Annotated in this window: 26 protein-coding genes; 11 read left to right on the top strand and 15 right to left on the bottom strand. The window is 69.6% G+C overall.

Annotated elements, in window-relative coordinates; translation table 11 throughout:
- Window positions 1–159: 159 nt before the first annotated feature.
- A complete protein-coding gene (locus MPPM_RS09485) occupies window positions 160–1,410 on the top strand; it encodes a glycosyltransferase family 4 protein (protein WP_432419844.1) in 1,251 nt (416 codons plus the stop codon).
- A gap of 129 nt (window positions 1,411–1,539) precedes the next feature.
- A complete protein-coding gene (locus MPPM_RS09480) occupies window positions 1,540–3,093 on the top strand; it encodes an undecaprenyl-phosphate glucose phosphotransferase (protein ID WP_096484845.1) in 1,554 nt (517 codons plus the stop codon).
- An 89-nt stretch (window positions 3,094–3,182) separates the two neighbouring features.
- Here the strand turns inward: MPPM_RS09480 and MPPM_RS09475 are convergent, their stop codons facing one another.
- From MPPM_RS09475 to pedA1, 10 genes are all read right to left on the bottom strand, one after another.
- A complete protein-coding gene (locus tag MPPM_RS09475; RefSeq protein ID WP_096484844.1) occupies window positions 3,183–3,542 on the bottom strand; it encodes a hypothetical protein in 360 nt (119 codons plus the stop codon).
- Window positions 3,543–3,749: 207 nt separating this feature from the next.
- Window positions 3,750–4,151, bottom strand: coding sequence for a lanmodulin LanM (gene lanM / locus MPPM_RS09470; protein WP_096484843.1), 402 nt, complete (start codon window positions 4,149–4,151; stop codon window positions 3,750–3,752).
- Window positions 4,152–4,453: 302 nt separating this feature from the next.
- Window positions 4,454–6,967: a TonB-dependent receptor gene (locus MPPM_RS09465; RefSeq protein WP_096484842.1), complete on the bottom strand. Its 2,514-nt coding sequence runs from the start codon at window positions 6,965–6,967 to the stop codon at window positions 4,454–4,456.
- Between the two features lie 631 nt (window positions 6,968–7,598).
- Window positions 7,599–8,240 carry a hypothetical protein gene (locus MPPM_RS09460; protein WP_096484841.1) on the bottom strand — a complete coding sequence of 214 codons (642 nt, stop codon included), beginning with the start codon at window positions 8,238–8,240 and terminating at the stop codon, window positions 7,599–7,601.
- Between the two features lie 10 nt (window positions 8,241–8,250).
- On the bottom strand, window positions 8,251–9,132 hold the full coding sequence (gene pedC / locus MPPM_RS09455; protein ID WP_096484840.1) for a lanthanide ABC transporter permease protein PedC: 882 nt from the start codon (window positions 9,130–9,132) through the stop codon (window positions 8,251–8,253).
- Between the two features lie 10 nt (window positions 9,133–9,142).
- Window positions 9,143–9,892 carry a lanthanide ABC transporter ATP-binding protein PedB/LutE gene (gene pedB / locus MPPM_RS09450; protein ID WP_096484839.1) on the bottom strand — a complete coding sequence of 250 codons (750 nt, stop codon included), beginning with the start codon at window positions 9,890–9,892 and terminating at the stop codon, window positions 9,143–9,145.
- Window positions 9,889–10,110, bottom strand: a complete 222-nt coding sequence (locus MPPM_RS09445; protein ID WP_096487798.1) for a hypothetical protein — start codon at window positions 10,108–10,110, stop codon at window positions 9,889–9,891. The genes pedB and MPPM_RS09445 overlap by 4 nt, the downstream gene beginning before the upstream one ends.
- Window positions 10,111–10,291: 181 nt before the next feature.
- A complete protein-coding gene (locus MPPM_RS09440; protein ID WP_096484838.1) occupies window positions 10,292–10,726 on the bottom strand; it encodes a cupredoxin domain-containing protein in 435 nt (144 codons plus the stop codon).
- 86 nt (window positions 10,727–10,812) lie between these two features.
- A complete protein-coding gene (locus tag MPPM_RS09435) occupies window positions 10,813–11,799 on the bottom strand; it encodes a YVTN family beta-propeller repeat protein (protein WP_096484837.1) in 987 nt (328 codons plus the stop codon).
- Window positions 11,800–11,977: 178 nt separating this feature from the next.
- The gene (pedA1, locus tag MPPM_RS09430; protein WP_096484836.1) at window positions 11,978–13,240 is read right to left on the bottom strand and encodes a lanthanide ABC transporter ABC transporter substrate-binding protein PedA1; all 1,263 of its coding nucleotides are present in this window, start codon (window positions 13,238–13,240) and stop codon (window positions 11,978–11,980) included.
- A gap of 232 nt (window positions 13,241–13,472) precedes the next feature.
- Here pedA1 and MPPM_RS09425 point away from each other — a divergent pair, with 232 nt between their 5' ends.
- The 8 genes from MPPM_RS09425 (at window position 13,473) to MPPM_RS09390 (ending at window position 20,029) form a co-directional block, all read left to right on the top strand.
- Entirely contained in the window at window positions 13,473–14,018 is a 546-nt protein-coding gene (locus tag MPPM_RS09425; RefSeq protein WP_096484835.1) for a DUF3280 domain-containing protein, read from the top strand.
- Between the two features lie 45 nt (window positions 14,019–14,063).
- On the top strand, window positions 14,064–14,774 hold the full coding sequence (locus MPPM_RS09420) for a (5-formylfuran-3-yl)methyl phosphate synthase (RefSeq protein WP_096484834.1): 711 nt from the start codon (window positions 14,064–14,066) through the stop codon (window positions 14,772–14,774).
- Between the two features lie 173 nt (window positions 14,775–14,947).
- The gene (locus MPPM_RS09415) at window positions 14,948–15,505 is read left to right on the top strand and encodes an amino acid kinase family protein (RefSeq protein WP_244573566.1); all 558 of its coding nucleotides are present in this window, start codon (window positions 14,948–14,950) and stop codon (window positions 15,503–15,505) included.
- Window positions 15,502–17,076, top strand: a complete 1,575-nt coding sequence (locus MPPM_RS09410; protein WP_096484833.1) for a DUF6513 domain-containing protein — start codon at window positions 15,502–15,504, stop codon at window positions 17,074–17,076. Before MPPM_RS09415 ends, MPPM_RS09410 begins: the two co-directional genes overlap by 4 nt.
- Before the next feature lie 58 nt (window positions 17,077–17,134).
- The gene (locus tag MPPM_RS09405) at window positions 17,135–17,731 is read left to right on the top strand and encodes a DUF447 domain-containing protein (protein ID WP_096484832.1); all 597 of its coding nucleotides are present in this window, start codon (window positions 17,135–17,137) and stop codon (window positions 17,729–17,731) included.
- A 44-nt stretch (window positions 17,732–17,775) separates the two neighbouring features.
- Window positions 17,776–18,312, top strand: coding sequence for an SRPBCC family protein (locus MPPM_RS09400; protein ID WP_096484831.1), 537 nt, complete (start codon window positions 17,776–17,778; stop codon window positions 18,310–18,312).
- A 65-nt stretch (window positions 18,313–18,377) separates the two neighbouring features.
- Window positions 18,378–18,908 (top strand): SRPBCC family protein, encoded by a 531-nt coding sequence (locus MPPM_RS09395; RefSeq protein ID WP_096484830.1) that lies wholly within the window; start codon window positions 18,378–18,380, stop codon window positions 18,906–18,908.
- Between the two features lie 89 nt (window positions 18,909–18,997).
- Window positions 18,998–20,029 carry a YncE family protein gene (locus MPPM_RS09390; protein WP_432419843.1) on the top strand — a complete coding sequence of 344 codons (1,032 nt, stop codon included), beginning with the start codon at window positions 18,998–19,000 and terminating at the stop codon, window positions 20,027–20,029.
- A 3-nt stretch (window positions 20,030–20,032) separates the two neighbouring features.
- Here MPPM_RS09390 and MPPM_RS09385 read toward each other — a convergent pair whose 3' ends face one another.
- Both MPPM_RS09385 and MPPM_RS09380 read right to left on the bottom strand, forming a co-directional pair.
- On the bottom strand, window positions 20,033–20,233 hold the full coding sequence (locus MPPM_RS09385) for a hypothetical protein (RefSeq protein WP_096484828.1): 201 nt from the start codon (window positions 20,231–20,233) through the stop codon (window positions 20,033–20,035).
- 53 nt (window positions 20,234–20,286) lie between these two features.
- The gene (locus MPPM_RS09380) at window positions 20,287–21,321 is read right to left on the bottom strand and encodes a hydantoinase/oxoprolinase family protein (RefSeq protein WP_096484827.1); all 1,035 of its coding nucleotides are present in this window, start codon (window positions 21,319–21,321) and stop codon (window positions 20,287–20,289) included.
- Window positions 21,322–21,324: 3 nt separating this feature from the next.
- Here MPPM_RS09380 and MPPM_RS09375 point away from each other — a divergent pair, with 3 nt between their 5' ends.
- Window positions 21,325–22,023 carry a HisA/HisF-related TIM barrel protein gene (locus MPPM_RS09375; protein ID WP_096484826.1) on the top strand — a complete coding sequence of 233 codons (699 nt, stop codon included), beginning with the start codon at window positions 21,325–21,327 and terminating at the stop codon, window positions 22,021–22,023.
- Window positions 22,024–22,158: 135 nt separating this feature from the next.
- On the opposite strand, the gene fae is transcribed toward MPPM_RS09375, so the two are convergent.
- The 3 genes from fae to MPPM_RS09360 all read right to left on the bottom strand — a co-directional run bounded on the left by fae (window position 22,159) and on the right by MPPM_RS09360 (window position 24,692).
- The gene (fae, locus tag MPPM_RS09370; protein WP_012453694.1) at window positions 22,159–22,671 is read right to left on the bottom strand and encodes a 5,6,7,8-tetrahydromethanopterin hydro-lyase; all 513 of its coding nucleotides are present in this window, start codon (window positions 22,669–22,671) and stop codon (window positions 22,159–22,161) included.
- Window positions 22,672–22,917: 246 nt separating this feature from the next.
- On the bottom strand, window positions 22,918–23,781 hold the full coding sequence (locus MPPM_RS09365; protein ID WP_096484825.1) for a triphosphoribosyl-dephospho-CoA synthase: 864 nt from the start codon (window positions 23,779–23,781) through the stop codon (window positions 22,918–22,920).
- Window positions 23,778–24,692: an ATP-grasp domain-containing protein gene (locus MPPM_RS09360; RefSeq protein ID WP_096484824.1), complete on the bottom strand. Its 915-nt coding sequence runs from the start codon at window positions 24,690–24,692 to the stop codon at window positions 23,778–23,780. The genes MPPM_RS09365 and MPPM_RS09360 overlap by 4 nt, the downstream gene beginning before the upstream one ends.
- Window positions 24,693–24,820 lie beyond the last annotated feature (128 nt).

Here is a 24,820-nt window from a genome sequence, read left to right as displayed (position 1 = left end):
ACCTCTAACCGCGATCCGTAAAAGGTGGCCGTGGACGCCGGTCGGAGCCCCTTTGCGGGCTGATCGCGCGCACCTCTTAACCGCGCGCTGACGACGTCGCGACGATCGTCCGCCGCATGGGTCTCCCGCTTCGGGACACCCGCGCGGAGATCGACGGACGTGACCGCTCCCATCGCCCCTTCCCTTACCGCCCTCGCCGCGCATGATCGTGCGGGCAGCCCGGTCGTGGATCTACGGACCCGTGGCGGCGCGGCCGAGCGCCACCGGATCCTCCACGTGTTCCGGGCTCCGGTCGGCGGCCTGTTTCGCCACGTCGTCGATCTCACCCGCCTCCAGGCCGAGGCCGGGCACGCCGTCGGCCTCGTCTGCGATGCCTCGACCGGCGGGGAGCGGGCCGAGCGGGCGCTGGCGGAACTCGCCCCGCACCTCGCGCTCGGCGTCACGCGGATCCCCATGCGCCGCAATCCGCATGCGAGCGACCTCGCGGCCTTGCGCGCCGTGCGGAAGCAGGCCCTCGCCGTCGGCGCCGATGTTCTTCACGGCCATGGGGCCAAGGGCGGCGTCTTCGCCCGGCTCGCGCCGCTGGGCCGAGCCGGTCGCGGCGTGATCCGTGCCTACACACCGCATGGCGGAAGCTACAACTATCGACCGGGCACGCCTCTGCACCGCCTCTATATGGCCGCCGAGCAGATGATGGCCCGGGCCACCGATCTGTTCCTGTTCGAGAGCGAGTACGTCGCCTCGCGCCACGCCGCCTATGCCGGCGGGTCGCCGCGCCTGGAACGAATCGTTCACAACGGCATCGGCGAGGCCGAATTCCTGCCCGTCGGGACGTCCGAGGACCCGTTCGACCTCGTCTATGTCGGGGAGCTGCGCGAGGCCAAGGGGCTGCCGGTGCTGCTGCGGGCGCTCGCACGGATCCGCGGCCGGGGCCGCAACCTGCGCCTGCTGATGGTGGGTTCGGGCCCCGACATGGAGAGCCTCGCCGCCATGGCGGAGAATCTGGGCTTGCGCGACGCCATCGCCTTCGAACCGCCTCAGGCGATCCGCCCCGTGCTCGGCCGCGGCCGGGTCATGGTCGTGCCCTCGCTCGCCGAATCGCTGCCCTACGTCGTTCTGGAGGCGGCCGCGGCCGCCCAGCCGCTGGTGGCGACTAATGTCGGCGGCATTCCCGAAATCTTCGGCTCCCTATCCGGTGACCTGGTGCCGCCGGGCGATTGCGAGGCTTTGGGCAGGGCCATCGTCCGCATCCTCGACGAGGAGCCCGCGCTTCGCGAGGGCCGCGCCCGCGCGCTGAGCGATTCACTGCGGACCCGGTTCTCGATGAACCGCATGGCGACCGACGTGCTGTGCGGCTACGCCGCTGCGTTCCGCGCGAAGCGCGTCGCGGCGGCTTCGGCAGCGGCCTGATCCGGATCCGGCCGCGCCGCATGTCCCAATGCGGGCCAGCAGGACCGGTCGCGGCTTAGCCTTCCGTGAAGATCGATCCGGCACAATCCGGTGCCGGAAAGGCTCGACGTTTTCACGTGGAACATTTCGATGAGTGCCATCGACGTGCGGGATCTGCTCAAGGTCGCCGAGCAGAACGACGCCCTGACCCCGGTCCCGTCGCCGCTCGCGTTCGACATGACCGGCGAGTCCGGCAACGGGTCTCAAGCCCAGCCCCCCGCCGAGCGGCCCCGGGGCTCGTGGCTCTCGCCGGTGGTGCTGGCGGGCTGCGTCCGCCTCGCCGAGTTCTGCGGCTTGGTCCTCCTCGGCCTGGGATTGCATCAGGCGCTGCTTCGCGGTGTCGTGCCCCTGGCACCGCGCTACGTCACCGCTGTCCTTGCGGTTACGGTGGCCGCCCTCGCGCTGTTCCAGGCCTCCGGCAGCTACCGGATCGGTGCCTTCCGCGACCTGTCGAGGACGGCCGTGAAACTCGCCACCGGCTGGTCCGTGGCCTTCCTGATGGTCGCCGCGGCGATGGTGCTCGGCAAGATCGCCGATCACTATTCCCGGATCTGGCTGCTCAGCTACTACATGGCGGGCCTCGGGATCCTGCTCGCCGGCCGCGCCGCCCTCGCGGGCTTCGTGCGCGCGCAGATGGCCGCGGGCCGGTTCGACCGCCGCACCGCGATCGTCGGCGGCGGACCGGCCGCCGAGGAGCTGATTCAGGCCCTGAATGCCGGCGGCGATACCGGCATACGCATCATCGGCATCTTCGATGACCGGGCCGACGACCGCTCCGGCACCGAGGTCGCCGGGCATCCCAAGCTCGGCAATGTGAGCGATCTCGTCACCTACGCCCGGCATGCCCCTGTCGACCTCGTGGTGTTCACGCTGCCGATCTCGGCCGAGACGCGCATCCTGCAGATGCTCGCCAAACTCTCGGTCCTGCCGGTCGATATCCGCCTGTCGGCGCACGCGACCAAGCTGCGCCTGAGGCCGCGCGCCTATTCCTATCTCGGCGACGTGCCGCTGCTCGACGTATTCGACAAGCCACTCGCCGACTGGGACGTCATCCTGAAAGGCGCGTTCGACCGCTTCGTCGGCCTGCTGTTGCTGGTAGCCCTCTCGCCGGTGATGCTGGCCGTCGCCCTCGCGGTGAAGCTCACCTCGCCCGGCCCCGTGCTGTTCCGGCAGAAGCGCTACGGGTTCAACAACGAGCTGATCGAGATCTTCAAGTTCCGCTCGATGTATGTCGATCTCTGTGATGCGGGGGCGGCCCGGCTCGTCACCAAGGCGGATGCCCGCGTGACGCCGGTCGGCCGCTTCATCCGGAAGACGTCGCTCGACGAACTGCCGCAACTTTTCAACGTGATCCGCGGCGACCTCTCTCTGGTCGGCCCCCGTCCCCACGCGATCCAGGCCAAGGCGGCAAACACCCTCTACGATCAGGTGGTGGACGGCTACTTCGCCCGCCACAAGGTGAAACCCGGCATCACCGGCTGGGCGCAGATCAACGGCTGGCGCGGCGAGACCGACACCAGCGAGAAGCTGCAGCGCCGGGTCGAGCACGACCTGCATTACATCGAGAATTGGTCGATCCTGTTCGACCTCAAGATCCTACTCACCACGCCGCTCGCGCTCTTCAAGACCGACAACGCGTATTGAGGATCTTCGGGACGTCGAACGGGTAAGGCCCGGGACCGCCTGAGCGCGGTCCCGGGCCTTCGTGTTTCAGGCGCGGAGGACGTTCCAAATCACGGGAGCGCGCCCGCCTTCTCCTTCACCTTGGTCATGGTGTCCTGGCAGGCGGTTTCCTGGCCAGCCTTGTCCTGTTCCTTGGCCTTGGCGAGCAGGGTTCGTGCCTCCTCGACGCCGGCCTTGGTGGGCTTGGTCGCCGGGTCGGACGGGGCGCCGGCCGGCGGCTTGTCGAGGGCCTTGGCCGAGCCGGATGAGGTAGGACCGCCCGGCGGTTCCTTGCCGGTCACCTGCTCCGCGCCGGCGCTGTTGAGCCGTCGCTCCACCGCGGCGATGTCGTCCTTGCAGGACACCGCCAAAGCGGGGCCCGCCGCGACGAGAGCGGCCAGGGCGATGGGCAGGCTGAGGGCGATGCGCATGGGGTTCGGGCTCCTCCAGATCGACTTTTCGCGGGCTGGTCCTGTGACCGCCGCTTCGGCCGAGAAAGCCCGCCAAACCCGCCTGTGGTTCCGCTCTGCGACGCTTCGCCCGAAACCGCCGGGGGCGGCCGGGAGCCTTCCGGACATGCGAAAGGGTGCGGATCCCGCGATCCGCACCCTCTCTTGCATTCCGATAGGTCGGAAGACTTAGCGGATCAGGTTGACCAGGGCCGAACCGGCCGGGCTCGCCAGCTCCTTGGCGTCGATGGTGCCGTCGTTGTCCGGATCGGCAGCCTTGAACTGAGCCTCGACGGCGGCGAGGTATTCCTTCTTGTCGAGGGTGCCGTCGTTGTCGGGGTCGAGCTTCTTGAGGTCGGCCTCGCTGACGCGGCCCTTGAGCTCCTTGGCGTCGAGGGTGCCGTCCTTATCGGGATCGAGCTTGTCGAAGGCGGCCGAGCCGGCGGCCAGGGCCTCCTTGAGGTCGACGGTGCCGTCCTTGTCCGGATCGAAGGCGGCGATGTCGACCTTGGTCGTGGTCGTCGGGGCCGCGTAGGCCGGGGCCGCGACGAGGGCGGCGAGGAGAACGGCAGAGGAGAGGCGGAACGCCATTGGGGGCAAACTCCTGGTCGAAGTGGCCCGGCCGGAGCCGGGCGGACGGCAAAATCGCAGAGCCGTGCGCAACCGCCCGCCCTCGGCAAAGCGGCCGCTCGGCCTCGCTGCGATTGCGTAACTTGCCCGGGATGATTTGGCAATAGGCGGAGCGGAAACGGCGCGTCTCGCGGTCTCGGACATCCTCGCCTGCCCGGTCCATATAGAAGCGGCGCGGTTCCGGAGAACCGCGCCGCTTGCAACCCTTGCGAGACTTTCCGGACCGGGACCGGTCTGGATTGGGCCGTGATGCCGGGCCCGGCTCAGCCCTTGCGGACCAGCGGCTCCACCACCGGAGCCGGCGGCGGCGGCTCGAACAGGATGCGCAGGCCGCCGAAGGCCGCCACCGGCGCGCCGGGCGCGAGGCTGCGGTTCGAGGTTGCGTTGGGCACCCGGACGATCGGCACCTCGTCCACCGGCGAGAAGGTGCCGAAGGTGGCGTAGCGCGCGTTGAAGGCGTTCTCGACGAAGCCGTAGAGCTCGATATTCGGCGCGATGCGGTAGCTGGTGTTGAAGCCGAACACGGCGTAGTCGCCGGTGGTCTTGTTCTGATTGGTCGGGTCGCCGACGAGGAACTTGCCCGTGGCGAAGCGGGCGAGCGCGCCGATCCGCCATTCCGGCGTCACCTGATACTGCACGCCGACCTTGAGCTGGTGCGGCGCGACGCCGGGCAGGCGGTTGCCCGGACGCACGAGCACGACGCCGCTCTCGTCGCCGCCCGCGCTGTTGAACGGGTTGCCGGGGGCCGCGAGTTCAACGGGCGACTCGAAGGTCGCGTCGACGAAGGCGTAGTCGACGAAGGCGTTCCAGCGCGGCGCGTTGTAGAACAGGCTCGCCTCGACGCCCTGGCGCTTGGTCGAACCGACGTTGCGGAAATAGGCGCGACCGATCGTGTCGGGGGCCGGCACGAACAGGATGTCGTCGTCGTTGCGGGTCGAGAAGAAGCCGGCCTTCCACGACAGGATGCCGCCGAACAGGTCGTCGGGCTGCGGGATGCGGCCGCGGACACCCGCCTCGACCGTGCGCGCCACGACCTGCTTCAGCGGCGGATCGCCGACGAAGAAGTTGGTGAGCGAGCAGGGCGCCGCCGGATCGGCGCAGGAGAGCTCCGCCGGGGTCGGGGCGCGGTTGGCCTCGGTGTAGCCGCCGTAGGCGACGAGGTAGTCGGGGATGATCTTGTAGGTCGCGCCGACGCCGGGATTGAAGCGCTGGTAGTAGTGGTCGCCGTTGAGCGCGGTGCCGATCTGATCGCGCAGGATGATCTTGGCCATGTTGAACCGGCCCTGCAGCGTCAGCGTCAGCCGATCGGTGAGGTCGGTGTTGTTGGTGAAGTAGATGCCGCCGTAATCGTTCGAGGAGCGCACGGAGACCGGGGTGATGATGCCGTCGTCGCTCGAGACCACGATCCCGGGGGGCGAGAAGCCGCGGTCGAAGGTGAGGCCGCCGATCGAGTTGTCCGCCGTGAAGCGCGTCCGGCCGCCGTCGTAGGAGCCGCCGAGGACGAAGCGGTTCGGCAGGCCGAACAGCGGCTCGCGCACCACGGTCTGGACGGTGGCGCCGAAATTGTCGGTGTCGGTGCGGGTCTGGTTGAGGAAGGCGTAGGGGCCGCCCTCGTCGAAGCGGTCGGCGAAGATCGGGTTGACCGCCCCGAAGTTGAAGGTGCGCAGCCGGTCTGCCCGCACGGGATTGCCGGTGCGGTCGCGCAGGAAGAACTGGTTGTCGTCCGCGCCCTCGGCGCAGACGAAACGCTCATCGTCCTCGCAGTTCTCGACATCGGCCGCATCGCCGTTGGCGGTGCGCTGCCGGAACAGGCCGTAATAGGCGTTGCCCTGCACGCTGATCGTCGGCGTGACGTCGTAGGTGCCGGAGAGCTGGAAGCGCAGGAAGTCGTTCTTGGTCTGGTCGGGATAGGTGAAGACGTCGCTGCGATCGACCTTCAGGAGTTCGACCGGGGCGGTGCCGTTGCCGGTCAGGCTGTTGCTGGCGCCGATCACGTTGAAGTGGAACTCGCCCCGCTCCGCCTGCACGCCGAGGTCGGCGTAGATCTGGTTGAGGCGCGACGGCGAGTGGCGCCGCCAGCCCTCCTCGCCGAGCTTGGTACCGGCGACGTACAGACCGATATTGTCGATGCGCTGGCCGTGCTGGAACGCGATCGCGCCGCGGCCGAAGGAGCCGCCGAGAGCGTTGATCTCGGTGCCTTGGTAGGTGAAGCCGTTCTTCAGCGACACCGCGAGCGCGCCGCCCAGGGCGTTGAGGCCGAAGGCAGGGTTGGAGCCCTCCAGCTCGATCCGGTCGACGGCGATGTCGGGGATCAGATCCCACTGCACGGTATCGCCGAACGAGGTGTTGAAGCGGGCGCCGTTCAGATAGACCGCGACGCCCTGCGGCGAGCCGCCGAGCGGCGAGGCCTCGAAGCCGCGATAGGTGATCGTCGGCTGGAAGGGATTGCCCTGCGCGTTGTTGATGCTGATCGAGCCGATCCGCTCGTCGAGTGCCCGAACCGTGCTCGGAAAGCCGACTCGTGAGACATCGGCCGCCGTCAGCACGCTCGTGTTCTGCGGCAGCTTGTTACGGTCGATGCCGTCGAGCACGACGGTCTCACGCAGACCCGACGCGGTCGGCGTCGCCACGATCCGGCGCGAAGCCGCGACCGGCGTATTCGAGACGACGCTGATCTCCTCCAGCGTGACAGCCTGCCCGCCACCTGCGCTCTGCGCCAACACCTGCCCCGGAAGCAGCGCAACCGATGCGATGAGGCTGCCTCGCAGCACCCGCATTGTCATTCCCCAGCCCTTTTTCATTCGTGCTTGTCGGCCTCCGGAGAGACCGTTGCCGACTGTTGCTGGAGGCGGGGAAGCGCCACAATTGGCCAGCGCCTTCTTTCGGGCCCTTTATGATGAAGCGCTCAATCTTCTCGTGGGCGCGTGCTGTTACGGCAACATATTTCTCTAGTCGCAGCAAGGCTTTATGGATCATTGTCCTGTCGATGCCGGGACGTTTCGGCAATAGATCCCGATTACGTTCGAGCCGATACTTTCATCCAACGGCCGCGAAGAAAAATGATCGATTCGATCGCGGACGGGCAGCCTGCGCGCGCGAACGCTCCCACGCACCCGATCATCGTCACGGAATGGCGGCCTGGCCCTCGCTCGGGCACCGTGCGGGCTGACCGCTTCGATTGAGCGGAGACCGGCTAGAGCCGTATCCGACCTGATTGCATCAGGCCGGCGTCTCTCGCTCATTGTTTTGGCGCGCCTTCTTTCGACGAACCGGTGACCACTTCGTCGGAATGCGCTCTAGGCATCGGCGCCGAGGGCGATTTGACGATGGGATGGAAGCGGCTCGATGCGATCCGGCGGCAGCCGCGCGTACGGCGGCGGCGGTGTCCGAGACCGGCCCGGTCTCGCTTCAGATGCGGGACTGGATGCGGCGGGCGACCTCGCCCAGGCGCTGCTCGAGGATCGTCGGTACCTCGCAGACGTACGAGACCGATTGATTCCGCTCGTCGAAGATGCGCCGATCCCAGTTGAACTGGCTTTCCAGATCCGCGACCTCCTTGGAGGCGACCTTGGTGGGATCGGATTCCGGGCTGTCCTTGAGCTCGCTCACCTTGTCCGCCTCGTCGCGGATGCGCTCGGCGAGCCGGCGCTGGCCCTGCGCGTAGCGGCTGATGCCGCTCATGACGGTGTTGCGCTCGCCGTTGATGATCTCGAACACCCCGGCGAAGACGCGGGTGAGCCGCTTGCCCTTCTCGGCCGGATCGAGCTTCGCCGTGAACTCGTCGAGCAGGGTGTCGACCTCGCGCAGTTCGGTGCGGCGGGAGGCGAGCTTGCGGGCGAGCTGGGCCGCCTCGCGGTCGTTGCCCCATTCCCCGGCCTCGGCGAGGTCGGGTCCGGTCCAGAACGAGCCGTAGCCCAGAGTCGTCACCTTGCGCTGGACGCAGGGCCAGTCCGGATCAGCCTTGGGCTGCGCCAGAGCTGGCGCCGCCGCGAGGGCGAGGACAAGACAGAGCGGGGCACGGACGGAGCCGAGGGTCGCACGAAGGATCATGGGAGGTCTCTCAGGCGGCCTCGCCGGCCGGTCCGCCGCGCCGGGCCATGATGCCGCGGCCCGGATCGTAGGCGATCACGGCGAGGGTGAAGAACAGGAGGCCGGTGCCGACCACGACGGCGCAGGCGACCGGCTCGAAGCGCCCGTAGAGGGCGAAACGCACCAGCTCGACCGCGTGGGTGAACGGGTTGGCCTGGCAGATGAGATAGAGCCACTCGCTCGATGCCCGCACCTGCCAGAGCGGATATAGGGCAGAAGAGGCAAAGAACATCGGGAAGATCACGAAATTCATGACGCTCGCGAAGTTCTCGAGCTGCCGCACCAGCGAGGACAGGAACAGGCCGATCGCCCCGAGCATCAGCCCCGAAGCCAGGAAGGCCGGCAGAGCGGCGAGGTAGCCGATCGGCGGAATGCCGGTCTCCCAGAACCACGCGATGGCGAGGAACGCGTAGGCCTGCACGATCGAGACGCTCACCCCGGCGATCAGCTTGGCGAGCAGCAGCGTCCAGCGCGGATAGGGCGAGGTCAGCAGCACCTTCATCGACCCGACCTCGCGGTCGTAGACCATCGAGAGCGAGGATTGCATGCCGTTGAAGAGCTGGATCATCACGGCCAGCCCCGGCACCACGTAGGCCTCGTAGAGCACGTAGGTCTCGTAGGGCGGCGTGATCGACGTGCCGAGCGTGTTGCGGAAGCCCGCCGCGAAGATGAACAGCCAGACCAGCGGGCGGACCATCGCCGAGAAGAAGCGCTCCTTCTGGTGGAAGAAGCGCAGCAACTCGCGGCGCACGATGCCGCCGAGCGCGATGAGGTAGCCGACCGCGTCGAGGCGGCCCGCATGGGGAGCGGGTTTCGCCGGGCTCGCCGCGGTGGGGTTCGAGGACGCGCTCATGCCAGGGAACTCATGCGGCAGATTTCACGGCGCGTCTGTCGGGCTCGGCCACGAGGCGGCGGAAGGCGGCCTCCAGGGTCTCGCCGGGTCCGCCGATCTCCCCGGCGCGCCCGCGGGCGACAATGCGCCCCTTGTGCAGGACCACCGCATCATCTTCGGGAGAAATCTCCTCGAAGATATGGGTCGCCCACAACACCGACAGGCCTTCTTCCCGCACCAGGGCGCGGACGATGGCGACGATGTCGGCGCGCGATTCGAGGTCGAGGCCGACGGTCGGCTCGTCGAGCAGAAGCAGGCGCGGCGCGTGGATCAGCGAGCGGGCGATCTCGATGCGCCGCGACTGGCCGCCGGACAGCGTCCGGATCTTGTCGTCGCGCCGCTCGGCAAGGCCGACGCGGGCGAGCAGAGCCTCGATGCGGGCCCGCGCCGCCGCCCGGCCGATGCCGTGCAGGCTGGCGTGGTAGTGCAGGTTCTGCGCGACGGTGAGGTCGGTATCCAGGGTGCGGGCCTGGAACACCACGCCGAGGCCGGCCAGCGCCCGCGACGGCTCCCGGTCGAGGGGATGGCCGAGGATCGAGACCCGGCCCTCCTGATTGTTGTAGAGCCGGGTGATCACCGAGAACAGCGTGGTCTTGCCCGCGCCGTTGGGCCCGAGCAGGGCCATGAAATGCCCGCGCTCGACGGTCAGCGACACGTCGGCGAGCGCGGCGCGCTGGCCGAAGCGGTGGCTGACGCCGGCGACGTCGAGGGCCGCGCTCATTTCGGCAGCGCCCGCTTCGCGTCGTCGAGGGCCTCCAGGCACTCGTCGAACTCGCCCTCGCCCTGCTCGCGCTCGGCGATCTTCAGGGCGCGCTTGAGCTTCTGCGGCACGGCGTCCGGCGCCAGCTTTTCCACCTGCGCCTTCACCGCGCCGATGCCCTCGGCGCAGGCCGCCTTGTCGTCGGCAAAGGCGGGGGGCGTGAGGAGGAAGGTGGCCAGGAGGGCGCCGGCAAAAGCCCCTCTCCCCTCCGCGGGAGAGGGTGGCCCCCGAAGGGGGTCGGGTGAGGGGAGCGCCGCTTCCGGACAGTGCGGAGCCGGCCCCTCTCCCGCCTGCTCCGCCGGCACCCTCTCCCGCAGATGGGAGAGGGTGTTCCGTGTGCGTCTCATGAGATGTCTCATCTCACTTCACCGTAATCGTGCCGGCCATGCCCTTCTCCTCCAAACCTTGCGCGTACCACTTGTAGGCGCCGGGCTTGATGGCGACGAACTCGATGGCGATCTCGCCGGGATCGTCGAACTCGAGATGGTCGGGCGGGCCGCCGCCGTGGATCTCCTTGTGCTCGATCACGATCTGGTTGAACCAGATGTAGCGGAAGAACTCGGGCGCGTAGAATTTGTATTCCTGCCGCCCCTTGGCGACGATGCGCAGACGGTAGGCCTTTCCGGCCTCCAGCTCGATATCCTTGTTCTCGACCACGAAGTCGTTGCCCTCCTCGTTGCCGAGGACGAGGTCGGGCAGGTTCTGCCGCTTCTTGGTGAGGTCGAGGGCGCCCGCCGGGGCACCGGCGAGCATCAGGGCCGCGGCGGCGAGGCCGAGGCGCGTCGTCCACTTCATGTCGTTTCCTCCGGAATCTTATTCTTGCATCGCCCTTGTCCGAAAGCCGCGCCCTGCGGGACGAGGCCTTCGTCGGCGAAATGAACTCATTTCCGCGAGATCGCCACGCCCCAGGGCAGCAGCCCGACCGGGATGCTCTTGACCACCTTCAGCCCCTCGACGTCGATCACCGAGACGTCGTTGGAAGTGCCGTTGGTGGTGAAGAGCTGCTTCTCGTCGGGGGTGAAGGCGAGCTGCCAGACGCGCTGGCCCACGGGCAGGTACTTCTGCACCTCGTAGGTCTTGGCATCGACCACGGCGACGCGGTTGGCCGGTCCGAGGGCCACGAAGGCCTTGGAACCGTCCTTGGTCAGGCGCACGCCGACGGGCTGGATCTGCTCGTCGGTGACGCTCGGGATCTTGAAGGTGATCTTCTTGATGACCTTGCGGGTGGCGACATCGATCACCGAGACCGTGCCCCCAACCTCGGCCGAGACCCAGAGGAACTTGCCGTCCGAGGAGAACTCGGCGAAGCGCGGCCGGGCATCCACCAGCACGTTGTCGATCACCTCGAAGGTCTTGGTGTCGATGAAGTGGGCCATGTTGGTGGTCTCGGAGGTGTTCACGAGAACCTTGCCGTCCGGCGACAGCCCCATCCCCTCCGGCTCGACGCCGACCGGGATCTCGGCCAGCACCTTGTTCTTCTCGATATCGATGATGGTGACTTGGCTGTCGTCCTCGTTGGCGACGTAGAGCGGGTTGCCGCTCTGATCGAGGATGAACTGCTCCGGATCGGGGCCCGAGCGCAGCGAGCGCACCACCTTACCGGTGGCCGTGTCGAGCACGTCGATGCGGTCGTCGTCGCTGGCGCAGACGAAGAGTTCCTTGTCGTCCTTGGAGAGCGTCACGCCGCGGGGGCGCCGCCCGACCTTCCAGGTCCCGGTCACCGCCATGGTTTCGGTGTCGATCACCGAGACCGTGTTGGCCTTCTCGTTGGTGACGTAGGCGGTGAAGGCCTGCGCCGTCCCGACCGCGCCGAACCAAGCGCCTGCCAGCACCGCGCAACTCAGCCCCGCCCTCAAACGAGCGACCATCGGCGTCCTCCCTGTCGTCTTCGGCGCGTCTCTGCGCGCCCGCATCGGAATCGGTTTCAGCGACATGACGCTGACGGCCACACCGCTCAAAACAAAAAAGGGCGAAGGGGGGCGGCTTGCCGGGCGGTCGATTGCCGCATCGTCTTCCCTCCGGCGTCGAACCGGCCCACGCGGGCGGTCACCGGAGCTTGCACGCGGTCTCCGGCTCGTCGGCGCCGAGCGTGTCGAGCGGCGTGCGCTGGTGGATGAAGCCCTGCTCGGGCGCCACCGAGACCATCGCCTTGGGCTGCACCACGATGATGGGCTGGCGCAGCTGATGATCCCAGGGCCGGTAGGTCAGCGAGACGCCCTTGTAGGCCGGCAGCGAGAATTCGGGCTTCACCAGATGGGCCGCCAGCGTCGCCGGATCGGTGCTACGCGTCTGCGTCGCCGCCTCGCCGACCGTGCGGACCGCCGCCCAGACCTGATAGTCGAGTGGGCGCATCAGGCGGCCGGCGAGCCGCCGGAAGCGGTTCTGCGCCTGGGCCGCGCCCCAGGTCTCCAGGGTCGGGTGCCAGGTGGTGGCGATCAGCCCCTGCGTGCCGCCGACCGGCCGCGCATCGACGGTGCGGAACGGGACGTAATCGCCCCAGTCGCCCTCCTCGTCGGCGACGATCGCCATGTCGTAGTCGAGCCCGCGGGTGAACACCATCGCCTCGGCCCGGGTCGGCGTATCGCCGCGGGCCTTGGCCAGGGGGCCGAAGGTCCAGGGCTTCTCCGCGGTGATCTTGAGGCCGAACTTGCGGGCGGAGTTGCGCATCGCGTCCGCATAGGCCTTGTCGCGCTCGGTCGGGCCGGTGATCAGGAAGATCTTCCGCCAGCGCATCAGCGTCAGGTACTGCGCCAGCGCATCCGTCTGCATGGCGCGGCTCGGCAGCACGTGGAACAGGTTGGCGCGGCAATCGGCCCCGCGCAGCCGGTCGTCCGGCGCGCCGGCATTGAGCACGACGGCGCCAGTCTCCTTCAGCGCGTCGGCCACCGCCAGCACCTCGGCAGCGGGGAGCGCCAGCACGAAGAACCTCACGCCCTTGTCCGCCAACCCCTTGGCGGCCTCGACCGGGTTCTGTCCCTCGTCGAGGGCGACCTCGTCGAGGGCGAAGGTCTGCTTGGTGAAGCGGCCGGTGGTGTTGTTGTCCTTCACCGCCATGCGGGCGCCCGCCACTCCGAGATCCTCGGGATCGGCCTCCGCGTCGTAGGAGGACGGGGCCGGCACCGGGCGGTAGAGCACGGCGATGCGGGTCTCGGAGCCGGGAACCGGCGCGGGCGCCTCGGCGGCGGGCGCGCCCGGCTGCGGCTCGCCGGTGGCCGCCTTCGGCTCCTGGGCCTGCCCGGGAACGGTGAGGGCCGCGGTCAGGCCGGTCGCGAGACCAGCGGCGAAGAGGAACGGAACGGACGAACGCATTGCCCGGCACGCTAGCAACATCTTGCCACCGGCCTCAACGACAGAAGCATAAGATTTTCATAAGATTACGATCCTGGGACGCCCTCGCGCCGCGGCCCGACCGCGCCCGGTCGCCGTTGCCGAAGGGGCCGCCCGGCATCGGGAACAGGCGCGCCGACAGTTGCCAAATTCTCCGGGACACCAAGTTAGAGTCGGTCCGCGCGGCACCGCGCCCGTCCCAGGCCTCGACCCCATGCGACTTCGCGCCCGGCTTTGTACTTTCCTGCCCGCCCTCGCCCTCCTGTCCGTCGTGAGCGGCACGGCTCTGGGCCAAGAGGCGGCGCGCGAGGCGGCGCGCAAGGCGGCGATCTTCCCGGCGGAGGTGAACGACCCGACGCTGGCCTACGGCCGCAAGCCGCTCCCGGCCGACCAGAAGCGCCTCGACCTCGTCACGGAAGTGCTGCGCCAGCAACTCGCCGAGAAGGGCGGCCTCGAGAGCGTCGATCTCAGGCCCCAGGCGGAAGAAATCCGCAAGGAGAGCCCGCTCTACAAGTGCAACGGCTGCACCGGTCCGATCGCCAAGGCGCTTGGCGCCGAGCTTGCCGTCACCACCTTCGCCGACAAGGGCGCCAACCAGCTGTTCAGCCTCGTCGTCACCATCGCGGAGGCCGAGTCCGGCAAGGTCGTGCGTCAGGGCCAGGTCGTGATAAGAGCCAACACCGACGACGACTGGTCCCACGCCGCGCGCTGGATCGTGAAGAACCGCCTGCTGGCCGAGCCGCTGCCCGGCCGTTCCTGAGGTGGGGCTTGTGCGGGCGCGCAAGGCTGAGCAAGAACGTTTCCCGTGCCCGACATCGAACCGAATTCTTCCGCGCGACCCCGCCTGCTCGTCAGCGTGCGCGGGCCCGACGAGGCGCTGACGGCGCTCCGGGCCGGGGCGGACCTGATCGACGCCAAGGATCCCGAGCGCGGCGCCCTCGGCGCACTGCCGCCTGAGACCGTGCGCGCCATCGTCGCAACGGTCGGCGGTCGGGCGGTCACCAGCGCGGTGGCCGGCGACGGCACCGGGACGGCGATCGCCGCCGCCATCGCCACGATGGCCGCGACGGGGGTGGATTTCATCAAGATCGCCGTCGGCGCCGCGGACGACGCCGCGCTGGCGGAGGCGGCGGCTCGGGCGCTGGGCCGGGTGATCGGCGTGCTCTTCGCCGAGGACGGCGTGACCGAAGACGGAGCCGCGCGCTTGGCCGCCGCGGGTTTTGCCGGGGCGATGATCGATACCCGCGGCAAGAGCGGGATCGCGCTGCCTGCCCTGATGAGCGCGCCGCAACTCGCCGCCTTCGTCGCCCGCTGCCGCGTGCACGGCCTGATGAGCGGGCTCGCCGGCTCGCTCGGGCTCGCCGACATTCCGGCCCTGTCCGGTCTCGGAGCCGATTATCTCGGCTTCCGCGGCGGTCTCTGCCGCGCGGGCGACCGGCGCGAGGCGCTCGACGGCGCGCGGGTCGCGCAGGCGGTCGCGGCGATGCGAACCGGTCTGCGAGCCGACGCCGCGTGACCGTCATGACAAGCGCGACGCCGATCCCTCTCCCCTCCGCGGGAGAGGGTGGCCCCCGAAAGGGGTCGGGTGAGGGGCCGGCTCCGGATTGTCCGGAGACGTCGCTCCCCTCTGCCGCCTGCTCCGCAGGCACCCTCCCCCGCAGAGGGGGGAGGGTTTCGGGCGGTGCCGTCATCAAGATCGGCGGCAGCCTCGTCTCCGACCGCACGCGGCTCCGCGCCATCCTCGCCGAATGCGCCGACGAGGCCCCCGTGGCGATCGTGCCCGGCGGCGGCCCCTTCGCCGACGCGGTGCGGACGACGCAGGGTCAACTCGGCTTCGACGACGCTTTCGCCCACCGCCTCGCCCTCGATGCCATGGGCCGCATGGCCGAGGTGTTCTGCGCCGTTGAGCCGCGCCTGACCATCGCCGCGAGCCTGGAGGCCGTGGCCGACGCCCTCGGCCGAGGCCGCTCGGTGATCTGGGATCCGGTTGCGCTGAAGGCCGGCCATCCCGACATCGCCGAGAGTTGGGAGGTCACCTCCGACAGCCTTGCCCTCTGGCTCGCGAGCGTGATCGGCGCAGACCGCTGCATCCTCATGAAGTCGGCAAACAGTCCTGCCGAAACCGATCCGCATATCCTCGCCCGCGACGGCCTCGTCGATGCCGCTTTCCCCCGTTTTGCCGCGGCCTTTCCCGGCGCGATCGTGATCCGCGGTTCTGACGCTCCTCACGAGAGGCACGCCGCATGAGCGCGCCCGAACACCTCGTCTTCATCACCGGCAAGCTGGCCCATGCCCGGCTGGAGAAGGTCGCCGCCACCCTGCCGGCGGAGCGCTTCACCTGGAGCATCGCCGATGCCGGGGTGAAGGTCGCCGCGCTGATGACCGAGGAGATCATCAAGCGCCGGGTGCAGATGCCCGAGGGCGCGACCCGCATCGTCCTGCCGGGACGCTGCCGCGCCAATCCGGAGGCGCTCAGCCACCATTTCGGTCTGCCGGTCGAGCGGGGGCCGGACGAGATCGTCGATTTGCCGGCTTATCTCGGGTTGAGCGGGCGCAAAGTCGATCTCTCGCGCCACGACCTGCGCATCTTCTCCGAGATCGTCGACGCCTCGAAGATGACGCCGGACCAGATCCTGGCCAAGGGCCTCGACCTCGCCCGGCGCGGCGCCGACGTGATCGATCTCGGCGGCCTGCCCGACACGGCCTTCCCGCATCTCGAGGACAGCGTGCGGGCGCTCAAGGGCGCGGGGCTGAAGGTCAGCGTCGATTCCTTCTCCCTCGACGAGCTGACCCGCGGGGCGCGGGCCGGAGCCGATTATCTGCTGAGCCTCAACGAGGAGACGCTCGACCTCGCCTTCGAGACCGACGCGGTGCCGATCCTCGTGCCGATGCGGCCCGACGACCTGCCCTCCCTCGACCGGGCGATCGAGCGGATGGAGCGGGCGGGGCGGCCCTACATGGCCGATCCGATCCTCGAGCCGATCCATTTCGGCTTCGTCGACTCGATCGTCCGCTACCGCGAGATCCGGGCGCGCTGGCCGAACATCGAGATGATGATGGGCACCGGCAACCTCACCGAACTCACCGAGGCCGACAGCCTCGGCGTCACCGCGCTCCTCGTCGGCATGTGCTCGGAACTCGCCATCCGCAACGTGCTGATCGTGCAGGTCTCGAATCACACGCGGCGCACGGTGGAGGAGCACGACGCCGCCCGGCGGGTGATGTACGCGGCGCGGGAGGACGCCGCCCTGCCCAAGGGCTACGGTCGCGAGTTGCTCGCGCTCCACGACAAGCGGCCCTACGTGCAGACCCCCGAGGAGATCGCCGCCCTGGCTGCGGAGGTGCGCGACCCCAATTACCGCATCGCCGTCGCCGAGGACGGCATCCACGTCTACAACCGCGACCGTCACACCACCGGCACCGATGCGATGGCCTTCTTCCCCGATCTGAACGTGGAGAGCGACGGGGCGCACGCCTTCTATCTCGGGGGCGAGCTGACCAAGGCCGAGACCGCGTTCCGGCTGGGCAAGCGCTACGTGCAGGACGAACCCCTCGACTGGGGCTGCGCCGCCGACCGGACCCAGGAGGACACCACCGCCTTCAAGGCGGCCGGGCCGACCAAGGCCGCCCATACCAAGCATAGCGGCCCCGAAGCGCCCGCCACCGCGCGCGCGGCCCGGACCGATCCCGAGCGCGAGGCCGAACCGCCGCGCACCGAGACCGGCAGCGGCGCGGAGGCCGAACGCGATCCGCTCAGCGCGCCGAAGGGCGGCCGCATCGTCTGCGGCCGGCTGGTGCCGGACGACGACCAAACCTAACTCCTCCCCGCACGGACCTTTTCGAAAAGCCGGTGCCCCCCTTTCAGACGGAAGCTTGATGCCGCTGATCCTTGAGACCGTCGTCACAACCCTGTCGGCGGCGGGCACGATGCATCTCGTGCCGTTCGGCCTGATCCGCGAGGGCAAGGATTTCGTGCTCGCCCCGTTCCGGCCCTCGCCGACCATCGAGAACCTTGCGGAGCGCCCCTACTTCACCGCCTCCGCGCCCAGCGACGTGCGGGTGATCGCCGGCGTCGTCACTGGGCGGCGCGATTGGCCGGTGGTGGACTGCGATACAATTCCCGGAAAGCGCCTCGCCGAGTGCTTCGGCCATGCCGAGTTCGAGGTGGCCGCGGTGGAGGACGACCCGCAGCGCCCGCGCTACCGCGGGCGGATGGTGCACGCGGTCAGCCACGTGCCCTTCATCGGCTACAACCGGGCGCAGGGCGCGGTGATCGAAGCGGCAATTTTGTCCACCCGGCTCCACATGCTGAGCCCGGAAAAGGTCCTGACGGAATTGGCCTATCATGCCATAGCGATCGCCAAGACCGCCGGCCCCGCCGAGCGCGAGGCCTGGGACTGGATCGAGGACAAGGTCGCGGGCGCCCTCGGGCGCAGCGGGCGCGTCCTCGATGGGACGAGCCGCCCCCTGTGAGGCGCCAGAAGCCTCGAGAGGCCGTTCGAGGGAGATTGTCGGGTTTGAAGCGGATCGCTCTTCTCGCCGCCGCGGCGCTCGCCGTGACCGCCATCGGGGCCGAGGCCCAGCACGCGCCGACCCGGCGCAAGATCGTCGAGACCGTCGCCATCGATGCATCGCCCGAGAAGGTCTGGGCGGTGGTCGGCAACCCCGCGGACGCCGCCTGGATCGAGAACGTGACCCGCGGCGAGCGGCAGGGAAGCGCGGACAAGCCGGTCTTCCGGCTGACCCTGAAGAACGGCCACGCCATCGTCGAGGAGAGCCGCAAGCTCGACCCCGAGCACATGAGCTTCGCCTACTACATCCTCGAGAACGAGGTCACCGATTTGCCGGCCAAGGACTACTCGGCCACCATCTCGGTGCGGCCCGAGGGCGAGCACGCGGCCCGCGTCGAGTGGAAGGCCGCGTTCTACCGGGGCCATCCGAACAATGACCCGCCGCCCGAACTCAACGACGAGAATTCGGAGAAGACCGTGCGGGCCTGGGTTCATGCCAGCCTTGAGAACCTCAAGGCCCGGCTTGAGAAGAGCGGCTCCTGACACAGGTCGCTCGAATGAGGGGTGAAGCGGCCATGCTCGGCCGCCTCAACGGGAGGAGAAAACGCATGAAGTTCAGGACGCTCGCCGCCGTGGCGGCGCTCGCCACGGTCACCTTCGCCGCGCAGGCGCACGGCCCCACGCGGCAGAAGGTGTCGGAGTCGATCGAGATCAACGCCCCCGCCGACAAGGTCTGGGCGATCGTCGGCAACTTCCAGGACGGAAGCTGGATCCCGGTGGTCGAGAAGACCGAGGGCAAGGGCGGCAACGAGGTCAAGGCGACCCGCACGCTGACCCTGAAGGGCGGCGCCACGGTCGAGGAGGAACTCGCCAAGTACGACGCCGAGAAGAAGACCCTGATGTACCGGATCAACAAGGTCGACGTGAAGACCCTGCCGGTGAACGACTATTCCTCGACGATCGAAGTCGAGGGCGAGGGCGGCAAGACCAAGATGACGTGGCGCGGCGCGTTCTACCGCGGCTACATGAACAACGATCCGCCGCCCGAGCTGAACGACGAGGCCGCCAAGAAGGCCGTGCTCGGCCTCTACAAGGCGGGCCTGGAGAACGTGAAGGCCAAGGCCGAGAAGGGCTCGTAAGGTCGATGCGCAGAGCCGGCATGGACAGCGTGCTCCGGTGGACCCGCCGGCTCTCCCCTCTTCCCTCCGCGGGAGAGGGTGGCCCCCGAATGGGGTCGGGTGAGGGGCTGGCTCCGCATTCTCCGGAAACGTCGCGTCCCCCTCCCGCCTCGCATTCGCGAGGCACCCTCCCCCGCAGAGGGGGGAGGGTCTTTCTGGCCCTCGCCGGCCTCCTGGCCTGCGCCGCCCCCGCCCTCGCCCAGGAAGCCCTGGTCACGGCGCAGCTCGGCAACGCCGTCGAGGTCGTGGACTTGGCGTCCAAGAAGATCCTGCAATCGATCCCGGTGCCGGGCGCACCGGCGGGCATCGCCCTCTCGCCCGACCGGAAGTCCGCCTACGTCACCCGCCCCGAGGGCCATGGCGTCTCGGTGATCGACCTCGCGGCGCGCAAGGTCACGGCGAGCCTCGACCTGCCCGGCGGGCCCCTTGGCATCGGCGTCAATCCGAAATCCGGCGAGGTCTACGTCGCCGACTGGTACGGCACCCGCGTCTTCGTGCTGCGGCCAGGCGCGGACGGGCTGACCCCCGAGGGCGAGATTACCACCGGCCAATCCCCGTCCGGGATCGCCGTGACGCCGGACGGCGCCACGCTGCTGGTGGCCAACCGCGAGTCGAACTCGGTGTCGATCATCGACGTGGCGAGCCGCCGGGAGACCCGGCGCGTCGTCGTCGGCCAGCACCCGTTCGGCCTGACCCTCTCGGCGGACGGCGCCACCGCCTACACCGCCAACGTGGTCTCGAACGACGTCTCGGCGATCGACATCGCCAGCGGCCGCGAGACCGGCCGGGTCGCCACCGGCCAGCGGCCCTACGTGATCGCGCTCGCCGCCGGCAAAGGATTCGTGACCGATCAGTATTCCAACACCGTGACGGTGTTCGATCCGGCGAGCCTGAAGCGGCTCGCCGCGATCGATGTCGGCGACCACCCGGAAGGGATCGCCACCACGCGGGACGGCAAGACCGTCGTCGTTGCCAATTGGGGCGATAATTCCCTGAGCCTGATCGACCCCTCGACGCTCACCATCACCGGCACGGTCGAGACCGGCGACGGCCCGCGCGCCTTCGGGGATTTCCTGCGGTAGGGGTCAGGCCGCCGCGGGTGGCTCGCCGGAGCCGGTCTCGGCGGGCGAGTTGAGGATGTCCTCCAGCTCGTCGACGAGGCGGTCGATCTGGTCGTCGCTCGCGAGCACCCGCGTGGTCCGGCCGTCCTCGGTGACGAAGGCCAACTCGATCGCCTCGCCGGTGCGGGTGGCCAGGATGCGGGCGAGCTTGTTTCCGGCGGTCATTCGCATCTCCTCGTGATTTCGTTCCCGTCAACGCGCGGGAGCGGCCCCGTTCCTCACGCGATCAGACCGACGGCGACGGCCGGGCCGCAGGTCGAGACCCAGGCCGCATCCTCGGCCCGCAGGCGTTCGGCGATGATCTCGGTGAGCGGCACGGCGCGGCGCCCGAGCCGGGCGGCGAGCCGTTCGGCCAGGAAGCGGCCGGCGCCGCAGACGACGAGCGGCGCGTCCCCCGGCAGGTCCGGGCGCGAGAGCAGCACCGCGGCGGCATCGTGCAGCGGGCGCAGCTGCGCCTCGGCGAACCACGCGGCGAGCGCCCGCCACTCCCCCGTGCTTCCCTCCTCCCGGTCGCGGCCGACCATGCGGGCGAGCCGGGTCTCGGTCTCGGGAAGCGACTTCCCCTTGAGGTCGGCGCTGTATTGCTGGTCGGCCCCCTCCGGCAGATCGCCGGTGAGGCGGTAGATGTCGGCGGTGCTCGCAAACGTCTCGGCCATGAGCCGCGTGCGCCGTCCGCGCCAGGGCGCGTGGTCCGCGAAGGCGAGGAGCGGCGTGCGCACCACACCGGTATAGACGAGTTCGCCCGTCTCCAATCGCTCGGCATCGCTGTAGCCCTGCGCGGCGGGAACACCCTGCACGATCGGGATCAGGTCAGCGGTGGTCGAGCCGATATCGACGAGAAGCGCGTGCGGCGCGTGCCGGCCGATCAGGGCGGCGGTGGCGTGCCAGTTGGCGGAGGCGATGTCGACGGCATGCGCGCGGGCGGCCTCGGCCGGGACGAAGCCGGCGCGGCCGGCATAGATCCGCACCGCGCCCGTCAGAGTCGCTTCGGCCCAGGCCGAGAGCTGGTGTACCCCGTCGGCCCGGTCGGCGAAGCAGTCGGTCAGTTCACCGGTCATGGTGACGGCGTGGTGCGCCTCGTCCCGCACCCAGTCCGGCAATTGCGCGAAGGTCTCGTCGAGGGCGGGAACGCCGCGCCAGAGCCGGCAGGGGGCCTGCACCGCCTCGACCACGCGGCCGTCCTCGACCAGCGCCGCCTTGACATGCACCCCGCCGAGATCCCACCCGATGACCCTGGTCGTTGTCCGGTTCACGCGATGTCTCACGGTTCTGAAGGGGCGAAGCCGTTCCGGCTGATCCCGGTGATCGACCTGCGCCACGGCCAGGTGGTGCGCGCCCGCGCGGGCGAGCGGGACGCCTATGCCCCGATCGACACCCCCTTGGCCAGAGGCTCCGGTCCCGCCGAGGTCGCACGCGGCCTTCTCGACGCGGTCGGGACGGACCGGCTCTACATCGCCGACCTCGACGCGATCATGGACGGGGCTGCCCCGGACCGCGCCAGCCTGGAGGCGGTGGCCCGCGCCTGCCCCGGCGTGACGCTGTGGGTCGATGCCGGCTTTTGCGATCTTTTGGGACTTGAACGCTTCGTCCACTCCGGTCTCGGCCACCCGGTGATCGGCAGCGAGAGCCAGCGGGATGCCAGCCTCGTACGGGCGCTCGGCGACCGCGCCGTGCTCTCCCTCGACAGCCGTGGCGAGGCGCGGCTCGGCCCGGACGCCCTGCACGACGATGCCGGGACGTGGCCGCAGGAGGTGATCGTGATGACGCTCGCCCGCGTCGGCACCGGCACGGGCCCCGACCTTTCCGGGGTTGCGCGGGCCGTCGCGCTGGGTGGGAGCCGGCGGATCTACGCGGCCGGCGGCGTGCGGGGGCCGGAGGATGTCGCGCGCCTCATGGAGGTGGGGGCCGCGGGCGCCCTCGTCGCCTCGGCGATCCATGACGGGCGGCTGCGCTGAGCGGCCTACGCCCAAAAAGAAAGGGACGGCCGAAGCCGTCCCGATCCATCAACGTCCAAGGAAGATCGAAGCCAGTCGCTGGAGCAGACCCCGCGGTGCGGGCGGAGGCTCGCTCTGCCCAGGACTGTCCCCGATCTAAGCGTTGGCGGCGAAGGGGTGCTGCGCCGAGTTGCGCTGCTCGGTCACCGTCGCGGCCTTCGGCTCGCCGTTCACGGCGCGCTGGATCGACAGCTTGGTGGCCTCGTAGTTGTACTTCTGGATCTTGGCGTCGTCGGCCGCTTCCCAGTGGATGAACACGCCGACCAGCACGTACAGGTCGTCGGCCTCGTCCGCCGGGATGATGCCTTCGGCAACCGCGTCCTGAACGGCCTTGGCGACGCCGTGCTGGGCCGGGCCGAACATCTGGACGGCCTGACGGGCGTCGTTGATGGTGACCTTGTTGAACATCAGCGTGTTCGGCTTGCACGGCAGGTTCGGCGCGATCACGGCGAGCAGGCTGGTGAAGCCGTGCTTGTTGTTCACGAGGCCGTTGCAGAAGGCCGTCTCGGCCGGCGAACCGCGCGGTCCGATGATGAGGTCGATGTGGGCGACCTCGTTGCCGTCGCCGACGAGGGCTTCGCCGACCTGAACTTTGGTGATCTTTGCCATTCGGGGTCTCTCCCTGGATTCCTGAAAAAAGGCCCGCCCTGAGAGGAGGCGGGGCCTGGAAGCCATCCTTGTTTGCGGCGCCCGGCTGAGAGCCGAGCCGGTTTGCCCGGATAGCGGCGCGGACCCTACAGCGGGCTCCGGCGCCGAACAACCCGCGCAAAGCCCTGAAATCGGCGATTTTTTGGGTAGCCGGGGGCCTTGACGCGCAAAGATTCGTCCCCTCGCGGGCGCGGGCCCAGCAAAGGCTCAAGATGTCTCGCCGCGGGCCGACAGGAGGGCGTCGAGGAACAGCGTTGCGACGGTGAAATCGGCGCTCGTGCCGGGGTTGAGGCCGGCCTCCTTCAGCACGCGGTCGTAGTCCAGGAGCCGCTCCACCGGTGCCGTGGCGAGATCGATCCCCGCGAGTCTCTCACCTGCCTCGGCGCGCACCGCTTCGGCCCGCTCAGGCCCGTGCTTACGGGCGATGTGGCTGTCCGGCACGCCGGTGAGGTAGGCGAGGTGGACCGCCGTCGTGGTCCAGGGCGGGGCCAGGCCGCGGGTCCGGGCCTCGGCGAGCGCCGGAAGGCCGATCTCGAACAGATCGCGGAAGCCGTCGGTATAGGCCCGGGCGATGCGGTCGCGCGGGGCGGCTTCGGCCATCGCCGCCAGTAGCGGCGGGACAGCGACTTCATCGGACACGTCATGGCGCGCGGCCCGGCCGAGCCCGCCGGGATTGGCCCGACGGATCGCCGCGAACACGTCGCGGGCATCCGACGGGTCGAAATCCGCACGCACGGCACTCAAGGCCCCGGCGAGCGGGCCGGAGGCTTCCGCGGCGCGGGCGAGCGGGGCGCAGAGGAGCAGGATGCCGAGATTGGTGTTCTGGCCCACGGCCGCGAAGGTCGCCTCGACCCCGCCGCGCACCCGCCTCCCGACCCGCGCGCCGGGCTCGGAGAGCGGCGGCGCCGAGACGTCGGCGCTGGTGACGAAATCGGCCACCACCATGCGGTGGCCGGGGGCGTAGCCGTGGACGTTGCCGGGCTTGAGCGCGTCGAGTTCGGCGAGGCAGGCGGCACGATAGAGGTCGGCCACCGTCGCCGCGGGCAGACCGCTCGGCTCCGCCGCGCTCATCCGAGCGCCGAGACCAGCCGCGGCGGCCGGGCGGCGCGCACCGCGTTGAGGAAGCCGCGGGCGACCGCCCCGGCGATATCGACCTCCGTCACCTGCTGCAGGCCGGACCAGGCCGGCATGGAGTTCACCTCCAGGACGAGGAAGCCGCCCTCGCCGTCCTCGACCAGATCGATGCCGGTGTAATCGACGCCGACCGCGGCGGCGGCGGCCTCGGCGAGTTCGGCGGCGCGGGCGGGCACGTCCCAGGCGAAGGGGCGGCCGCCGCGATGGACGTTGGTGATCCAGCCGTCGCCCTCGCGGATCATCCCGGCGATGGCCCGGCCCTCGCAGACGAAGACGCGGTAGTCGCGCCACAGCCCGTCGGAGCGCGGCACGTAGCGCTGGAGGTAGTAGACGCCGCTCACCGCGTCCTCGGCCGGCAAATCATCCGGGTTTTCGAGGAGCATCAGCCCCTCGCCCTGCGAGCCGAACAGGGGCTTGAGCACGATCGGCTTGCCCGGCCGCGCCTCGCGGGCGACGATCTCGGCGGCGGCCTCACGTTTGGAGACGACGAAGGTGTCCGGCGTCGGCAGGCCGGCGCGGGCGATCAGGAGGGAGGTCGCCGCCTTGTCCACCGAGCGCTCGATGGCGGTCGGCCCGTTCCAGACGGTGACGCCGGAGGCGACGAGGGCATGCAGGACACCGAGACGCATGGTGGTGGCCTCGAAGGTGCCGCCGGCGATGGTGCGCAGCAGGACCCCGTCCGGCAGCCCGTCCGCGAAGCCGGGCACCCGCAGGGGCTCGCCGCAGCCGGTCATCACGGCGACGTCGGCCAGCGAGAACAGCACCGGCTCGACACCGAGCCCCCGCAACGCCTCCCGCAGCCGTGCCTTGTGCCAATTGCCGTTGTCGGCCGCGAGCCCGATGCGCATTCGCTCTTTTTCCGATTCCTTTTTCCCCTCTCCCCTCCGCGGGAGAGGGTGGGCCCCCGAAGGCGGACGGGTGAGGGGCCGGCTCCGCGTCGTCCGGAAGCGCCGCTCCCCTCTCCCGCCTCGCATCC

Source organism: Methylorubrum populi, from assembly GCF_002355515.1.
In the GTDB taxonomy this organism is placed as follows: Bacteria; Pseudomonadota; Alphaproteobacteria; order Rhizobiales; family Beijerinckiaceae; genus Methylobacterium; species Methylobacterium populi_A.
The sequence above is the reverse complement of the archived record's forward strand: the minus strand, read 5'-3'. Positions and strand labels throughout refer to the sequence as shown.

Coding starts and splice junctions, on each gene's coding strand:
- MPPM_RS09440 (WP_096484838.1), bottom strand. CDS start 10,726: ATGAAGTGGACGACGCGCCTCGGCCTCGCCGCCGCGGCCCTGATGCTC.
- MPPM_RS09395 (WP_096484830.1), top strand. CDS start 18,378: ATGAAGTTCAGGACGCTCGCCGCCGTGGCGGCGCTCGCCACGGTCACC.
- MPPM_RS09425 (WP_096484835.1), top strand. CDS start 13,473: ATGCGACTTCGCGCCCGGCTTTGTACTTTCCTGCCCGCCCTCGCCCTC.
- MPPM_RS09465 (WP_096484842.1), bottom strand. CDS start 6,967: ATGCGGGTGCTGCGAGGCAGCCTCATCGCATCGGTTGCGCTGCTTCCG.
- MPPM_RS09360 (WP_096484824.1), bottom strand. CDS start 24,692: ATGCGCATCGGGCTCGCGGCCGACAACGGCAATTGGCACAAGGCACGG.
- MPPM_RS09480 (WP_096484845.1), top strand. CDS start 1,540: ATGAGTGCCATCGACGTGCGGGATCTGCTCAAGGTCGCCGAGCAGAAC.
- fae (WP_012453694.1), bottom strand. CDS start 22,671: ATGGCAAAGATCACCAAAGTTCAGGTCGGCGAAGCCCTCGTCGGCGAC.
- MPPM_RS09375 (WP_096484826.1), top strand. CDS start 21,325: ATGTCTCACGGTTCTGAAGGGGCGAAGCCGTTCCGGCTGATCCCGGTG.
- MPPM_RS09475 (WP_096484844.1), bottom strand. CDS start 3,542: ATGCGCATCGCCCTCAGCCTGCCCATCGCCCTGGCCGCTCTCGTCGCG.
- pedB (WP_096484839.1), bottom strand. CDS start 9,892: ATGAGCGCGGCCCTCGACGTCGCCGGCGTCAGCCACCGCTTCGGCCAG.
- MPPM_RS09405 (WP_096484832.1), top strand. CDS start 17,135: ATGCCGCTGATCCTTGAGACCGTCGTCACAACCCTGTCGGCGGCGGGC.
- MPPM_RS09460 (WP_096484841.1), bottom strand. CDS start 8,240: ATGATCCTTCGTGCGACCCTCGGCTCCGTCCGTGCCCCGCTCTGTCTT.
- MPPM_RS09385 (WP_096484828.1), bottom strand. CDS start 20,233: ATGACCGCCGGAAACAAGCTCGCCCGCATCCTGGCCACCCGCACCGGC.
- pedA1 (WP_096484836.1), bottom strand. CDS start 13,240: ATGCGTTCGTCCGTTCCGTTCCTCTTCGCCGCTGGTCTCGCGACCGGC.
- MPPM_RS09365 (WP_096484825.1), bottom strand. CDS start 23,781: ATGAGCGCGGCGGAGCCGAGCGGTCTGCCCGCGGCGACGGTGGCCGAC.
- MPPM_RS09410 (WP_096484833.1), top strand. CDS start 15,502: ATGAGCGCGCCCGAACACCTCGTCTTCATCACCGGCAAGCTGGCCCAT.
- MPPM_RS09390 (WP_432419843.1), top strand. CDS start 18,998: ATGGGGTCGGGTGAGGGGCTGGCTCCGCATTCTCCGGAAACGTCGCGT.
- lanM (WP_096484843.1), bottom strand. CDS start 4,151: ATGGCGTTCCGCCTCTCCTCTGCCGTTCTCCTCGCCGCCCTCGTCGCG.
- pedC (WP_096484840.1), bottom strand. CDS start 9,132: ATGAGCGCGTCCTCGAACCCCACCGCGGCGAGCCCGGCGAAACCCGCT.
- MPPM_RS09435 (WP_096484837.1), bottom strand. CDS start 11,799: ATGGTCGCTCGTTTGAGGGCGGGGCTGAGTTGCGCGGTGCTGGCAGGC.